This window comes from Streptomyces africanus (assembly GCF_030816955.1).
Lineage (GTDB): Bacteria > Actinomycetota > Actinomycetes > Streptomycetales > Streptomycetaceae > Streptomyces > Streptomyces africanus.
The window spans coordinates 1,920,052-1,932,975 of record NZ_JAUSYP010000001.1; the positions used below are offsets into that span (position 1 = coordinate 1,920,052).

Below are 12,924 nucleotides of genomic sequence, written 5' to 3' on the forward strand. Positions count from 1 at the left end.
ATCCGGTGGTGCTCCGAAACTCTCGCGTAACACCTCGGCCCGCCCCCCAGCTCGATGACCGAGACGAGGACCCATGAGATCGATCCCCAGACGTACGGTGCTCGCCGTCACCGCGGGTGCGGTCGCGGCACCGGCCGTGAGCACGTCGGCCACGGCAGCACCGTCCGAAGGACGGCAAGCCGCCTCAGGGCTCAACCCGGTCCTGCGGACGGACCTCCTCACGCAGGTGACACCGAGGAACAACTGGCTGGTGACAGCGGTCGCCATCCAGTACGCGCACCGCATCGACTTACCCGGCGGGACGGTCCCGCCCACCGCCTTCCAGGTCCAGGCCACCGTGGGCGGACGGACCGCGGCGCGAACGGTGACCCGGGTCTACTCCAACACCTCCGCCGAAGTGGACGACCGCTCCCGCCCCGGACGACCGGGGGACCGCCTGATCGTGGAGCTCGATCCGAACGACTCCAACGCAAGGGCGGTCGGCACCACCGATCCCCTTCCGCTCGACCGTGCCTACTCCGTCAGACAGGTGGCGGACGTGCGCACCCCGGCGGGTGAACCGGTACTCGAGGCCGGTCCGTTCGCGCACCGGAACGACGACGTCATCACTCCCGTGGTCGACGACTTCACCGCCGGTTCCTTCACCGACTCCGCGGGCTTCGAACTGGACTTCCGGCTGTACCGGCCCGCGGGATTCCTGCGGAACCCGCGGAGCCGCACCCGGTACCCGCTCGTCGTCACCCTGCACGGCGGTGGCGAAGTCGCGGACAACAACATGACCCAGCTGACGTCCAACCGGGTCGCGGTCACGTTCGCCGAACCCGAACGACAGCGCCGCGACCCCGCGTTCGTCCTCTCTCCGCAGATCCCCCTGCCCCGTCCCATGGACGGACCCGACGGCACGGACTGGACCGACGCGAAGGTCCAGGCCGCGCTGATCGAACTCATCGACACCTTCGTGCGCGAGCACGCGGGCCACGTGGACACCGACCGGCTCTATCTGGTCGGCCTGTCCTCGGGCGGTCGCGGCATCTACAGTCTGCTGGCCGAGCGACCCGAAATGTTCGCGGCTGCCCTGCCCACGGCCGGTTGGGGCGACGCGGCCACCATGGACAGGATCACGCACATCCCGATCTGGGCCGACCACTCGGTCGACGACCCGGTCGTCCCCTACCGGGAGGGCCGGTTCGGCAACCCCGGCACCTGGACCCTGATGAACGCGCTGGAGTCCGCCGGTGCGGGTCACCCGTGGGGAGTGGGCCAACGACCTGCCGAAGGCACAGTTCGAGGCCCGGTCACGGGCCCTCCTGCGGCAGGCCCGGGCCACGCGCAGCCACGTCCTGTTCACGAGCTACACGGCCGGAACGACACCGGTGAGCCCCCATCTGTCCTGGGCCCAGACGTACGAGAACGACGTGGTCATCGACTGGCTCTTCGCACAGTCCCGCTAGCGCTTCACGGAGGTAGAGCAATGCGTCCCTGCAGTCGTTCCACCCGCACCAGCGCGCCGTTATCGACCCGATCCCGGCCCCTGACGGCGCTGATCGCACTGGCGACCAGCATCGGCTTGGCGCTGACCCTGCTGACGGCCACCGCCGCGCCGGCAGCCGCCGCCGGCATCCCGGGCCCGACGACCGCTTCCCTGGAGGCCGCCGACGGGCCGCTGACCACCGCCACCTACACCGTTCCCCGCCCGAGCGGGTACGGCTCGGGCACGGTCACGTATCCGACCGCCAGGGGCTCCTACCCGGGCGTGGTGCTGATGCCCGGCTATCAGGGCACCCAGGAGAACCTGAAGTGGCTGGCACCGCGCCTCGCTTCCTGGGGCTTCGTCGTCATCAATGTCGGAACGAAGACACTCACCGACGATCCCGAATCGCGCGGCCGCCAGATCAGCGCCGCCGGTACCCAGTTGCTCGCGCTCGGCAAGGCCCCCCGCAATCCGCTGTCGGGGAAGCTCAACGGCACCCTGGGCGCTGCCGGTCACTCGATGGGCGGCGGGGGCGTCATGGCGGCCCTGAGGGACGACCCGCGCTTCCGGGCGGGCGTGCCGACCGCCCCGTACCACCCGAACGGGAACTTCGCCTCGGTCACCGAGCCCACCTTCTTCCTGACCTGTCAGAGCGACCCCGTCGCCCACGGCGACACCTTCGCGGTGCCCTGGTACACCTCCATGTCCCGGGCGGAGAAGCTCTACATCGAGGTACCGGGCGACCATCTGTGCCCGATGACGGGCTACGGCGACAAGGCCAAGCAGGGCAAGTGGATCGTGTCGTTCTTCAGCCTCTGGCTGCGTGCCGACACCCGCTTCGGCCCGTTCCTGTGCGGTCCCGCCCGTGACGCCGACAAGAACAACACCGCCCTGGTCACCCGGTGGATGGACACCTGCCGGTGACCCGTCGGAGGGACTCGCGCTAGTCCATCGTCGAGCCGATGGTCGTGGAGCCGGTCGTCAGGAACGTCGTCGCGGGGAGGGAGCCGTCCGCCCCGCGCGCGGCGTACGCGCTTTTCGCGTCCGTCGACCTGAAGGGCGGGGTGGCGACGCCGCTGTCCCAGTTGTTGCCGGCGGAGACGGCCGCGGAGCCCAGCTTCGCGGGGCCGCCCTTGTCGCTCACCGCGAGGTTCTTGCCGAGGCGGGCCCTGCCGGTGGCGAAGTAGAAGCCGTTCTGGGCGTTGGCGTAGGCGGTGTTGCGGTTCAGGGCAATGGCGCCGGTGTTGGAGTTCTCGGTGAAGCCGTGCAGCGTGTTGTCCCAGGCGGCGTTGTTGTTGACGACGTGGGCGACGGACGCTCCCCCGCCGCCCAGTTTGAAGCCGTTGCCGTTGCCCTCGAAGGCCGGGTCGCTCCAGCGGTTCTCGCCGTTGCCGAAGGCCCAGGAGTGCTCGATGGTGACCGGCGAGGAGAACTGCCACAGGTCGAGGCCGTCGTCGGAGTTGTCGAACAACCGGGCGCCGGTGATCCTGTTGCCCGTCCCGGAGCCGAACTTGACGGCGATGCCGTCGGCGTTCTGGCCGTGGCCGGCCGGGTCGTAGTTGCCGTGGCTGTCCAGGTTCTGCACGAGGTTGCCGGTGGTGCCGTCGCCGCGCAGGGTGAAGCCGGAGTCGCCGTTGTCCGCGGTGACGAGGTTCCTGAAGACGCCGCCGGCGGAGGACGTGGCGACGAAGCCCTGGGCCGGGGAGTTGACGAAGGCGAGGTTCTCGACCGTCCAGTAGTCACCGTAGATGCCGGCCAGCCAGGAGCCGTCAGGCAGCTTTGAGCCGTCGATCCGGACCTTCTCGGCGCCGTGTGCGCGCAGGGTGATGCGTTCCGAACTCGTGCCGTCAGCCGTTGACTTGAGGGTCGCGGACGGGTAGTAGGTGCCGCCGCGGACCTGGATGACCGTACCGGCGGTGGCGTTCTTCACGGCCGCTTCGAGCTGGGACGTGCTGGAGACGGTGACCGTCGACGAGGCGGCCTGCGCGCCGCCGCCGGAGAGCCCGAGATAGACGCCGCCCGCCCCCGAGGCACAGACCACCGCGGCGGCGATGGTGAGCGTACGGGTCCTGCGGTGGCGTCCGGTGCTGAGCAGCACGGAGCGTTCCTTTCCTAGGCGATGGGGACGGAAACGGTCCGGAGGGGCCCGCAACGGCCCGTTTCCGACCAGCAGTCGCCGCCGCGCCGCCAAAGGGTTGCCGCCGGTGCCGCTGTCACGTGCACGGGCGCGCCCCAGTCTCCGAAAGTTTCGGAACCACCGGCCTCACGCACACCCGTTGACGCACTGTCCCCGGCCGGTGAAACTCCGAAGGCCGCTATCCAACAGAATCCCCCAGACTTCGACAGGAAGTGTCATGCGCCCCCGCACGCTCCTGCTTCCGTTCCTGGCCCTGACCGGCCTCCTCCTGACCTTTCTCACGGCGCCGCCCAGCACCGCAGACCCCGGAGCACCACCCGTGAAGCACTCCAAGTACGCCGGCTATCTCTTCGCCTACTTCACGGGCGAGGGCACCGCCGACGGCGAGCAGATCCGTTACGCCCTCAGCCGGGGCAACGACGCGCTGCACTGGCGTGAGCTGAACGCCGGGAAGCCGGTCCTGACGTCGACGATCGGCGAGAAGGGCCTGCGCGACCCGTTCGTGATCCGCTCCCCCAAGGGCGACAAGTTCTTTCTGATCGCCACCGACCTGCGGATGTACCAGAACTCCAGCGGCAGCTGGGACCAGGTGCAGCGGCACGGCAGCAAGTCGATCATGGTCTGGGAGTCCACCGACCTGGTCCACTGGACCGACCAGCGCCTGGTGAAGGTCTCCCCGGACAATGCGGGCAACACCTGGGCCCCGGAGGCCTACTGGGACGACGAGCTCGGTGAGTACGTCGTCTTCTGGGCGTCGAAGCTGTATGCCGACGACGACCCGGACCACAAGGGCAACACGTACAACAAGATGATGTACGCGACCACCAAGGACTTCCGCACCTTCAGCGCGCCGAAGATCTGGAACGACCCGGGCTACTCGGTGATCGACTCCACGGTCGTGAAGTACAAGGACGAGTACTACCGCTACACCAAGGACGAGCGGGACCCCAGCTCCTCCAGCCCCTGCTCCAAGTTCATCACCGGTGAGAAGTCGACGTCCCTGACCTCGACGAAGTACGACTTCGTGGCCGACTGCATCGGCAAGGGCGCGATGGACCGGGGCGAGGGCCCGACGGTGTTCAAGTCGAACACCGAGAAGAAGTGGTACCTGTTCATCGACGAGTACGGCGGCCGCGGCTACGTCCCGTTCGAGACCACCGACCTCGCCTCCGGCAAGTGGACCCCGTCCACCGACTACCAGCTCCCGGCGAGCCCCCGGCACGGCACGGTGCTCCCGGTGACGCAGCAGGAGTACGACCGGCTGCTGGCGGCCTACCCGAGCTCCCCCGCCTCCGTGACGGACGCGACGGCCCCGCACCAGAAGGGCTACTCGATCGTCACGGAGAGCGCCTCGAAGGTGGTCCTCCCGATGGAGCCGTCCATCTCGGACGCGGCACTGCGAGGCCTCGCCCCGAAGCTGTGGGTCGGTGAGGGCGCCACGCTGAGCCCGAAGTCCGGGACGCGGCGCGACTTCCGCACGCCGCAGAAGTACACCGTGACGGCGGCCGACGGCACCAAACGCACCTGGACGGTCGAGGCGGTCCGCACCCGCAGCCCCCTGCTGCCCGGCCTGAACGCCGACCCGGACGTCCACTACCTCAACGGCAGATACTGGATCTACCCGACGACGGACGGCTTCCAGGGCTGGAGCGGCACCAAGTTCAAGGCGTACTCGTCGAAGGACCTGGTCCACTGGAAGGACCACGGCGTCATCGTGGACCTCGGGCCGGACGTCAGCTGGGCCGACAAGAACGCCTGGGCGCCCGCGATCGCCGAGCGGAACGGCAAGTACTACTTCTACTTCTGCGCCGAGCAGCAGATCGGCGTGGCGGTGGCCGACTCCCCCGCCGGCCCCTTCAAGGACGCGCTCGGCAAGCCGCTGGTCGCCAAGGGCGGAGCGCTCAAGGGCCAGATGATCGACCCGGCGGTCTTCACGGACGACGACGGCCAGGCGTACCTGTACTGGGGCAACGGCCACGGGTACGTGGTGCCGCTCAACGACGACATGGTGTCCTTCGACGCGTCGAAGGTGCAGGACATCACACCGGACAACTTCCGCGAGGGCTCCTTCGTGATCAAGCGGAAGGGCACGTACTACTTCATGTGGTCGGAGGACGACACCCGCAGCGAGAACTACCACGTGGCGTACGCGACGGGGCCGTCCCCGCTCGGCCCGTGGACCAAGCGCGGGACGATCCTGCAGAAGCGGCCCGAGTACGGCATCCTCGGCACCGGTCACCACTCGGTGGTGAACACCCCCGGCACCGACGACTGGTACATGGTCTACCACCGCTTCGCCCTCAACGGCCCCGGCAGGCCGGGCGGTGACGGCATGCACCGGGAGACCACCATCGACCGCATGGAGTTCGCGGCCGACGGCAGCATCAAGCCGGTGGTGCCGACGCTGGAGGGCGTCAAGCCGGTACGGCGATGAGCCTCACAGGACGTCGTCGAGCCAGCTGAAGACCTCGTCCTGCATGTCCTGGGTGAAGACGTGGCCGAGCTCCGGCCACGTCTTCGTCCGTATCCGGTCCTCGGCGTGGCGCGACCGCCACACGGCCCGCAGCTTGTCGTACGCGACCCGTACGCCCTCGGCCGGGAACAGCGTGTCGAGCCCGCCGCCCAGGAACAGCATCGGCCGGGGGGCGGCGATGCTCGCCACGTCGGGGATGTCGAGGTGCCGGGCGAGACCCGGGTGGAGCATGTAGTAGGCCGACTGCCCGCGCAGCGTGTTGTTGCCGGGCACCATCATCTCCTTCAGGCCGGTCATCCAGCACACGCTCGCGGCGGCCGCGACGTGGTCGCTGAGGGCGGCGGTCTGCCAGGCGCGGTAGGCGCCCATGGAGAAGCCGACGGCCGCGACCCGCCGGGCGTCCACCCGGTCGAGTCCCGCCAGGAACGCGGCGGCCCGCTGGTCCTCCCGGGCCATGAGCCCGGCGAGCGAGGAGCCGAGGTTGTAGAAGTTGGCGGCGAGGGCCTGCTGCTGCTCGTAGGCGAGCGGCCCGCGGTCGCCCCAGCCGAGCGCGTCCAGGCACAGCACCACATAGCCGCGCCGGGCCAGTTCGTCGCCGACGAACCGTCCGCTGAAGTACTTGTCCGCCCAGGCCCTCGCGGAGGCGAGCCGTGTGTCGTCGTACCAGGGCCGGACCAGTTTCTCCTTCCCGATGTCGAACCTGGCGCCATGGTCGTGCAGGAGCAGCACGGCGGGGAAGGGTCCCCTGCCGTGCGGGGTGAGCAGGGCGCCGCGCACGCGTTCGTGGCGGGTGAGGGAGACGGTGACCAACTCCCTTGTGTACCCGTCCCCCTGGGCACGGCCACTGGTCTGCGGCGCGTACGGCGTCCCGTCCTGCCGTTCGACGAGCAGGTGCTCCTCGACCGTGGCCCGGGCGGCGTGCCGCCAGGCGCGGAAGTCGCGGATCGGGGATCTCCCCCAGGCGAGCGGGAAGGTCAGGGCGTCCTTCAGCGCCGGGTGGAAGTCGGGCAGCGGGCCGTCCACGACCGCGGCCTCCGCACCGCTCACCGCTCCTCCGGCCAGCAGCGCCGTGCCGGCCCCGACCACGAACGTCCGCCGCCCGAGCGGCTCATGGGTGCCCATACGACCTCCCGGTTCCGGCGTGGCTCAGGACGTACCCCTCGACGGCCGACGGGGACGTCAGGGGGCGGTAGTGGTAGACGTCGGCGGGGTCCCAGCCGACGTCGTCGGTGAGTCCCAGCCGGCTCGCCACCGCGTCGAGGCCGGCGGGCCGGCCGTCGAACCAGGAGCCGGTGTCGTGGAAGTGCTCGCCCCCGTAGGCGGCGACGGTCTGGGACGGATTCGGGAAGCGGAACACATTGCGCTCGGAGTGGATCGCGGACTCCACGCCCACGCCCAGGGCGTACAGGGGAGCCCGGCCGCGGTAGACGTTGTTGAGGACGTGCACCTGCCCGAAGCGGACCCGCGGGGCGCGCTGCACGATGCCGCTGAAGAGGTTACGGACGAAGGTCACCTTGAGGTGCCCCCGGTCCCGGTCGCCGCGGCCGTCGCCCGAGCCGATCAGGATCGCCTTGTCGTGGTCCTCGAACCGGCTGTCGGAGACCGTGACGAAGTCGGAGCCGTCCTCGATGTCCAGCAGTCCGTCGTGCCGCTGCACGCGCTCGCCGTGGAATCCGAGGGGTGCCTCGCGGTCGGGGAACCGGCCGTCGGTGAAGGTGCAGTGGTCGATCCAGATGTTCCGGCCGGTGATCACGGTGAGCGCGTCGAAGCGGGCGTTCCAGCTGCCCCGCGTGCCGTCGTCCGGGGACCAGCTGGTGAAGTGGTCGACGGGCGCCTCCAGACGCAGGTTCCGCACGACGATGTTGCTGCCGGTGTTGACCGTCAGGAACACCCCGAGCAGCCGGGCGCCTGGGCCCACGCCGACGAGGGTCGTGTTGCTCGGCACGGTGAGCTGGATCTGCGCCTTCTCCTTGTTCGAGCCGGTCTGGCGCAGCTGCCGCTGCTGTTTGCAGTAGTCGAAGCGGGTGTCGGACCAGACGGCGCCGTCCTCGCCGAAGCAGGACATGTACCTGCCGAGGTCGTATCCGGGCGCGTAGTCCTGCTCACCGAGCAGGGAACCGTCGTCGCTCTCGTGGCCGTTGACGTCACCGACGACCCGGATGACCTTGGGCGCGGTGGGGGCGCCTTCGTTGGCCAGTGCCTCCTTGAGCTCGGCGCGGGTGTGCACCGTCCAGGTCGTCCCGCCCGCCCCGCCGGTGGTGCCGGAGCCGGCCGAGGCCCAGCCGACGGGGGCGCGTTCGGCGGCGGAGGCCGCAGGGGCCGGCCAGAGCAGGCACATCCCGAGGAGGAGCGCCGCGGCCCTACGCACCGGGCCGCCAGTCGCCGAGGTAGACGTCCTTGGTGTGCGTCGCGGCCTGCGCGCGGCCGAGCCGGGGCCGGTTCTCCGGCACGGAGACGGCGGCGCCCGGCCCGCTGTTGCGGTACTCGGCGAACCGCATCGACTGCCAGGGATAGGCCTCTCGCATGTTGGTGTACGGGGCCACCGCGTCGATGCCCGGCCCGATCCGGGTCTCCCGCACCACCAGCGACGGCCAGGCCGTGATCTCGTACGACGGCACCCAGGGCCGGGCCAGCTTGTAGGCACCGTCCTCGGCGCCGGAGGTGATGCGGCAGCGGACGGCGAGGATGCCGTACGGGTTCGCCCGGGCGGTGGAGGGCGCGAAGACCATGCCCTTGGGAGTGAAGTCCACGTCCCGCGCCAGCGTGCGGAAGTGGCACTGCTCGAACACGGCGGTGGCCCGCCCGAAGACGAAGTCGACGTCGCCCTCGATGTAGCAGTGCCGGAAGTACTGCCGGTCGAAGGCGCCGAGCGCGGTCGTGTCGACGAACAGGGTGTCCTGGTGGGCCAGGAGCCGGACGTTCTCGAAGCGGGTGCGGTCGCCGTACGTGTACGCCGCGACCGCCTGGGTGCCGGTGATGTCGGGGTGGTCGGCGCGCAGCCAGTCGTTGGCCAGGGTCAGGTCGCGGACGGTCAGCCCGGGAGCCGCCGAGGTGAAGGTGGCGGAGCCCGCCGTGCCGTAGGTGCCCGAGCCGTCCGGCTTCGGTGTGCCGCCCGCGTTGTCGTACACGATGACGACGTCCCGCGGGTCCCGGGTGGCGCCCCTGAGGGTCAGCCCGGCTTTTTCCGCCGGGACGCTGACGACCTCGCGGTACGTCCCCGGGTGCACGACGACGGTCCGGCCCGGGCCGTCCACGGCGTCCACGGCGGCCTGCACGGAGTCGCCGGGGCGGACGTGGAGGACGCGGTGACGAGCGGGCGTGGCGAAGGCGGGTGCCGCGCCGGTGGCGACGAGGCCGCCGGCGAATCCGGTGAGCAGGGTGCGCCGGCGCATTCAGCAGGCCTCCTTCCACGGCTCCCAGTCGCCCAGGTAGCCGGCACGGGTCGCCGACCGGGCCTGCCGGGAGGTGAGCTGGGGACGGTTCTCCGGCACGGAGACGGCGGCGCCCGGTCCCGTGTTGCGGTACTCGGCGAACCGCATCGACTGCCACGGATAGGCGTTCGACATGTTGGTGTAGGGCGCGACCGCGTCGATGCCCGCACCGAGCCGGGTGTCCCGGACGGTGAGCATGGGACGGGCGGTGGTGTCGGAGCTGGGCACCCAGGGACGGGCGAGCTTGTAGTAGCCGTCGGGGGCCTCGCTGTCGACGCGGCTCCTGGTCACCAGGTACCCGAGCGGGTTGGCAGCGGCCGTCGACGGGGCGAAGACGAAGCCGTACGGGGCGCCCGGCAGGTCGGTCCGGTTCAGGGTCCGGAAGCGGCACTGCTCGAAGACGGCGGTCGCCCGCCCGAAGACGAAGTCGACGTCGCCCTCGGCGTAGCAGTGGGCGAAGTACTGGCGGGCGAAGGTGCCCAGCGCCATCGAGTCGGCGTACAGGGTGTCCTGGTGGCCGAGGAACCGGCAGTGGTGGAAGGCCGACCGGTCGCCCTGGACCTTGAGGGCGACGGCCTGGGTGCCGGTGATCTCGGGGTGGTCGGCGCGCAGCCAGTCGTTGGCGAAGGTCATCCAGCGGGCGGTGAATCCGTCGGCCTGCACGGTGGTGGTGGCGGACCCGGTGGTGCCGTAGGTGCCGCCGCCCGGCTTGGGCGTCCCGGCCGCGTTGTCGTACACGATGACGACGTCATGGGGGTTCTCGCTCGCCCCGATCCAGGTCATCTGGGTACGGTCGGGGTCGACGGCGACGGTCTGCCGGTAGACGCCCGGGGCGATGACGAGGGTGTATCCGCTGCCGGTCGCGGCGGCCACGGCGTCCCGGACGGTGGTGAAGTCACCGGCGCCGCCCGGGTGGACGTACAGGGTCTTCGGGTCGCGGCGGACGGCCGGTGAGCCGTACCGGCCGAACGGGCGCGGCCGGGTGGCGGCCCGCGCGGGGCCGGCAGCGAGGCCGGTGGCGGCGCCCGCCGCGGCGCTCGCGAAGAGGAACGTCCGGCGGGAGACGGGGACATGGGGCTGCGAGAGCATACGGCTGCTCCTTCGCGGTGCGGCTGGTGCGGGGTGACTGGTGCGGAGAGGGAAGGCCGGGGCGGGGATGCGGGCCGCCCCGGCCGGTTCACGTGCCGGTCGGGTCGGATCAGGTCAGCACACGCGGCCGGCGCCCGCGCGGGCGTCGACGATGCCCGGGACCGCCTTCGCCGGGTCGACGCCGGCCCGCAGCGCCGGCGTCCAGCCGGCGCCCGACTGGAGCGTCTCCCCGGGGATCTCCGCGTTGTGCACGGCGATCAGGTCGACGGCCTTGCCGTTGACGTAGTTGTCCTTGGCAGAGACCGGCGCCTCGTTCCATTTCTTGAGGATCTTCGCCGGGCTGATGCCCTGCGCCAGCGTGAACGCGTTGTGCTCGGCGACGAGCCGGGACTCCTTGCCGATGCCGTAGACGTAGCCCCACTTCTGGCCCTTGGTGACCACGAAGTGGTTGTTGTACGAGTCGACCTGCCCGAACCGCACCCGCGGCGCCCGCTCGACGATGCCCTCGAAGCGGTTGTGGTGCAGCGTGACCTTCAGCTTGCCCGTGTCGTCGGCGGTGGCGCTGTCGCTGTTGCCGATCAGCATGGTCTTGTCGTGGTCCTTGAAGGAGTTCCAGGACACGGTGACGTGGTTCGAGCCGCGCACGACGTCGAGGAGCCCGTCGTGCTGCTGGTAGGTCTTGCCGAAGTAGGACGGCAGGGAGCTGTCGGGGTAGCGGCCGTCGGTCAGCGTGTTGTGGTCGACCCACACATGCGTGGAGCCGTAGACGACCACCCCGTCGTACTCGCTGTTCCAGGCGCCGGTCTTGTTGTCGTCGGCCGGGTCCCACTGCGGGAAGCAGTCGACCGGCGCCTCGATGGCCAGGTTCCGGACGATGACGTTGTCGACGCCCTTGATCTGGAGGCTGCCGCCGAGGATCCCGGAGTTCTTGCCCACGCCGATGATGGTGGTGTTGGCAGGCACGACCGCCTTGATGGTCTTGTCCTGCTGGGCGGCGGACGCGGCCCGCAGGTCCTCCTGCTCACCGCTGACCGGCTTGTCGTGGCCCCAGACGGCGGGGTCGTAGGCGGCGAGGTACTTCTGGAAGTCGTACCCCTCGGCCTCGAAGGCCTCACAGCCCTGGGAGACGGCGTCGATCATCCCCTTCACCTTGATGATCCTGGGCGCGGACCCGCCGTCCTTCAGAGCGGCCCTGAACTGCTCCCAGGTGGTGACGGTGTAGACGTGCGCGGCGTCGGCCGCGGCACCCCCCGTGGTACCGGTGCCGTACGCACCCCACCCGTCGTTGGCGCCGAGCGTCTGGCGGGCCGCGTCCCGGGGCCCGGCCTGCGCGGCGGTACCGCTGAGGGACAGCACGAGCGCGGCACACCCGACCACCGCGGCGACCTTCATTTTGCCATGATCATGACACTTCCGAACGTTCATGGTGCGGCTCTCTTTCCTTCTGCGTCGGGGGTGTTACGCGGCGGCCTGCGGCCAGGTGATCCACGACTCGGGAATCGGCTCGTCCAGCCGGCGCACATCACGCGGCCCGAGCACCCGGGTCCGGAGCAGCTCCCTGGCCACGAGCCGGGCCACGGCGATCGCGCCCGGCGGGTTGAAGTGCGTGTTGTCCTGCTCGGTGGCGGTCCAGTTGAAGTACTTCTTCGTCTCCTCGACCCCGAGCTCCTGCCACAGGGCGAGCGACAGCGCCTGCACATCGAGCAGCGCGACCCGCTCCTCGGCGGCCAGCGCCCGCATGGCCGCCGGGTACTCGCCGTGCGTCGGCAGGGCCTTCCCGCCGGCGTCGAACTTCCGCCGCTCGACGGAGGTGGCCAACACGGGCCGCGCGCCACGGGCCCGGGCCCCCTCGACGTACATCCGCAGATGGTCCTGATACGTCGTCCAGGGCTCGGTGTACCGAGTCGGGTCCTCGGCCTTCTCGTCGTTGTGACCGAACTGGATGAGGAGGAAATCGCCGGGCTGGATCGCGGAGAGAATAACCTCCAGCCGCCCCTCGTCTACGAAACTCTTCGAACTCCGCCCGTTCACCGCATGGTTGGCGACCGCCAGGCCCTTACGGAGAAAGAACGGAACCGCCATACCCCACCCGGTCTCGGGCGCGGCGTTCGCGTATTTCTGGGCGGCGGTGGAGTCACCGGCGATGTAGAGGGTGCGATTACGGCTACCGGCAGCTTGTGCCGTACCGGTTACGGAGAGCGCGAGGGGCACCGAGGCGACAGCGGCAACGGCGACTTGTCTTCGACTGAGAGACATGCGAGAAACTCCTTAGGGGTGCGGGGAACTGCGCGACAAGCCAGGGGCGGCCCACACCCTGCACACC

Annotated in this window: 9 protein-coding genes; 2 read left to right on the plus strand and 7 right to left on the minus strand. The window is 70.2% G+C overall.

The window, feature by feature from the left end:
• Positions 1-73: 73 nt before the first annotated feature.
• Entirely contained in the window at positions 74-2,395 is a 2,322-nt protein-coding gene (locus tag QF034_RS09015) for a poly(ethylene terephthalate) hydrolase family protein (RefSeq protein WP_307174430.1), read from the plus strand.
• A 19-nt stretch (positions 2,396-2,414) separates the two neighbouring features.
• On the opposite strand, the gene QF034_RS09020 is transcribed toward QF034_RS09015, so the two are convergent.
• On the minus strand, positions 2,415-3,569 hold the full coding sequence (locus QF034_RS09020) for a right-handed parallel beta-helix repeat-containing protein (RefSeq protein WP_307174431.1): 1,155 nt from the start codon (positions 3,567-3,569) through the stop codon (positions 2,415-2,417).
• Positions 3,570-3,825: 256 nt separating this feature from the next.
• Here QF034_RS09020 and QF034_RS09025 point away from each other — a divergent pair, with 256 nt between their 5' ends.
• Complete coding sequence (locus tag QF034_RS09025; protein ID WP_307174432.1) at positions 3,826-6,042, plus strand: glycoside hydrolase family 43 protein; 2,217 nt, start codon at positions 3,826-3,828, stop codon at positions 6,040-6,042.
• A 3-nt stretch (positions 6,043-6,045) separates the two neighbouring features.
• Here QF034_RS09025 and QF034_RS09030 read toward each other — a convergent pair whose 3' ends face one another.
• The 6 genes from QF034_RS09030 to QF034_RS09055 form a co-directional block, all read right to left on the minus strand.
• The gene (locus QF034_RS09030) at positions 6,046-7,203 is read right to left on the minus strand and encodes a dienelactone hydrolase family protein (protein WP_307174433.1); all 1,158 of its coding nucleotides are present in this window, start codon (positions 7,201-7,203) and stop codon (positions 6,046-6,048) included.
• Entirely contained in the window at positions 7,190-8,449 is a 1,260-nt protein-coding gene (locus tag QF034_RS09035) for a pectate lyase family protein (protein WP_307174434.1), read from the minus strand. Before QF034_RS09035 ends, QF034_RS09030 begins: the two co-directional genes overlap by 14 nt.
• A complete protein-coding gene (locus tag QF034_RS09040) occupies positions 8,442-9,473 on the minus strand; it encodes a pectinesterase family protein (RefSeq protein ID WP_307174435.1) in 1,032 nt (343 codons plus the stop codon). Before QF034_RS09040 ends, QF034_RS09035 begins: the two co-directional genes overlap by 8 nt.
• Positions 9,474-10,601 (minus strand): pectinesterase family protein, encoded by a 1,128-nt coding sequence (locus QF034_RS09045; RefSeq protein ID WP_307174436.1) that lies wholly within the window; start codon positions 10,599-10,601, stop codon positions 9,474-9,476.
• 114 nt (positions 10,602-10,715) lie between these two features.
• Positions 10,716-12,026, minus strand: a complete 1,311-nt coding sequence (locus QF034_RS09050; RefSeq protein ID WP_307174437.1) for a pectate lyase family protein — start codon at positions 12,024-12,026, stop codon at positions 10,716-10,718.
• A 33-nt stretch (positions 12,027-12,059) separates the two neighbouring features.
• Positions 12,060-12,857 (minus strand): rhamnogalacturonan acetylesterase, encoded by a 798-nt coding sequence (locus QF034_RS09055; protein ID WP_307174438.1) that lies wholly within the window; start codon positions 12,855-12,857, stop codon positions 12,060-12,062.
• Between the last annotated feature and the right edge of the window lie 67 nt (positions 12,858-12,924).